Annotated in this window: 2 protein-coding genes; both read left to right on the top strand. The window is 44.7% G+C overall.

What is annotated here, in order from left to right; all coding sequences use genetic code 11:
• The first annotated feature begins 20 nt into the window (after positions 1 to 20).
• Entirely contained in the window at positions 21 to 1,697 is a 1,677-nt protein-coding gene (locus AC1DUA_RS33750; RefSeq protein ID WP_477503894.1) for an ABC1 kinase family protein, read from the top strand.
• 136 nt (positions 1,698 to 1,833) lie between these two features.
• Positions 1,834 to 2,451, top strand: a 618-nt coding sequence (locus tag AC1DUA_RS33745; RefSeq protein ID WP_477503893.1) for a DUF1835 domain-containing protein, incomplete at its 3' end; no start/stop codon positions are given.

Raw genomic sequence — 2,451 nt, 5'->3', positions numbered from 1 at the left:
AGCTACAGGCATAGTCGATTATGAGGAAAAGGATACGGCAGTTACAACGATATCGGGATATTGTTATTGCTTTGGTTCGCCATGGTTTCGGCTTTTTGGTAGAAGAGTCAGATCTGCTGCAGCGTCTTCGTATTCCAATTAGAAGATATCGAGTGAATGACGATACAGACCGTAAATTGCTTGGACTACGAATTAGGGATGTCGTTGAAGAGCTCGGACCAACCTTTATAAAACTGGGACAGATCGCCAGCACCCGTAGTGATCTCCTTCCGGAAGACATTGTAAAGGAGTTGGAGAAACTTCAGGATGATGTGAAGCCCATCCCTTACAGACAGGTACAGGATATCATTGAGGCTGAACTAGGACAAAGTATTGGGACGATTTATGACCGCTTCGAGGAGCAGTCACTTGCAGCGGCATCCATCGGGCAAGTGCACCTTGGGGTGCTCCACACCGGAGAACGTGTGGCTATCAAAATCCAACGACCTCAAGCCGCAGAATCAATCCGGGTCGATCTCGAGATTCTAGCGGATTTGGCTGCGATTGCCGAGCGACGCTTTGTATGGGCACGCCGGATTCAAATGGAGGTCCTCATTGCGGAGTTCGGCAGATCGCTCTTGAATGAGCTGGATTATACCAAAGAGGCAAGGAATGCGGAGAAGATAGCTGAGCAATTCAAGGATGTCGCCCATATCTATGTGCCGATGATTTATAGCGATTACAGCTCGAAAAAGGTCATAACGATGCAGTATATCGAAGGTGTTCGGCTGTACCAAGAGGATCAACTCAACGCAAATGGATATGACCGAGCGCGAATTGCCAATCGGCTCATTCAAGCATTGTTTCATCAGATATTCGTTGAAGGTTTGTTTCATGCTGATCCTCATCCCGGGAACATAGTTATACAACCGGGCGAAGTGATCGCTTTACTTGACTTTGGCATGGTGGGCCGGCTCACGGCGGAGTCAAAATTTCATTTCTCCTCCCTGATTATTGCTCTTATGCGCCAGAACACCGATGGAGTGATTAAGGCGATCTACCGGATCGGGCTCATTGACGAGGAAATTGATATGGCGGAGCTGCGTTTTGATATTGAGGAGCTTAGAGAGCGATATTTCAGAGTCCCACTTAGTCGTGTAAGCCTGGGGGGAATCGTCAACGATCTGTTCGAGGTGGCGTACAAGTACCATATTCGCGTTCCGGCGGATTTCATCTTATTAGGGAAAACGCTGATAACGATTGAAGGGGTTGTCACAAAGCTAGATCCTACGATCAGTATCGTAAAGATAGCGGAACCATTCGGCCTCCAACTCCTGTTGGAACGACTACGCCCGAAAAATCTGGCATCAAGTTTACTCAAAGATGTCACAGATTATGGGGACCTGCTAATTGATTTTCCAAGACAGTCCCGAGAGTTCTTTTCACTGATAAAAAAAGGGAAGCTGCATATGAACATTAGCGTCACTGATGCCTACGATTTCCTGCGCAAGCTGGATCGCATTGGCAATAGGATCACGTTCGGCATCGTTCTCTTGTCTTTCAGCCTCATTATGATGGGACTCATCATCGGTTCTTCCATCGTTGGCCGGAAGCATTATTTCTTGCTGAACGTGCCAACCATCGAAGTTGGGTTCGTATTGGCAACATTAATGAGTCTCTGGCTGATATTTTCCATTTTTAAATCGGGCAGATTCTAGAACAACTAATATAAAGATTAAACCCTCCCAATTCTAGCAAAACTAGAATTAACTTATACTTATGGGAGGGTATTTTTTATGACCTAGTTCCGATATGTTATATTTGAACGGGATGATCCCGTGAGGAGGATATCATATGGATAAGCTCTACGAAAGTCTGTATCAATTACAGTCTAGTGCTCTTCAAAATTACGTCCATCTTGTTTTTAGTCTCTCTGATGCAGGTTCGTTAAAAGTAGCCCTTAGTAGAATTGGAAAACGGACGGTATCGCAAGTTGTGGCTTTTAATGAGTTGTTTTCAGTAGGGCCAATCTCTGACTTGGATACAACAACTGGTCAGCAAAATAGGCTATTTTGGATGATGGAACACGACAGGGATTACAGATACGGTCAGCATATAAACCGAGAGCATCAGCTTGTGAACATTGTAAGTGCAGTAAAAAGTATTTCTGAAAATAAAACTATCGTCATTTGGTGCGCAGATAATGCCCATGATCAGACAGGCTTACGCTTTGCATTGTATTTGTTGAGAGAAAGAGAACAGCAGATTAATGTTGTTAACATGTCGGAGGTCTATCAGGCTTCAGGGTTACAAGTTAAAGATAAAGCTATTCCCTATGCGATGGGGCAAATCGACCAAGAGATTTACGAGGAGCTCGTAAAAAAATATCATGATGGCTTCCCTCTTGAGTCTAATCAGAGAAGGCTATACGAATCAGAATGGCTTCAACTTGCCAATCTCGATCATGAACTC

This window comes from Paenibacillus sp. 01T422, from assembly GCF_056398785.1.
This window is presented reverse-complemented; position numbering and strand designations above follow the sequence as displayed.

What these genes read in the sequence shown, in the direction of transcription:
- AC1DUA_RS33750 (WP_477503894.1), top strand. Translation starts at nt 21, where the DNA reads ATGAGGAAAAGGATACGGCAGTTACAACGATATCGGGATATTGTTATT.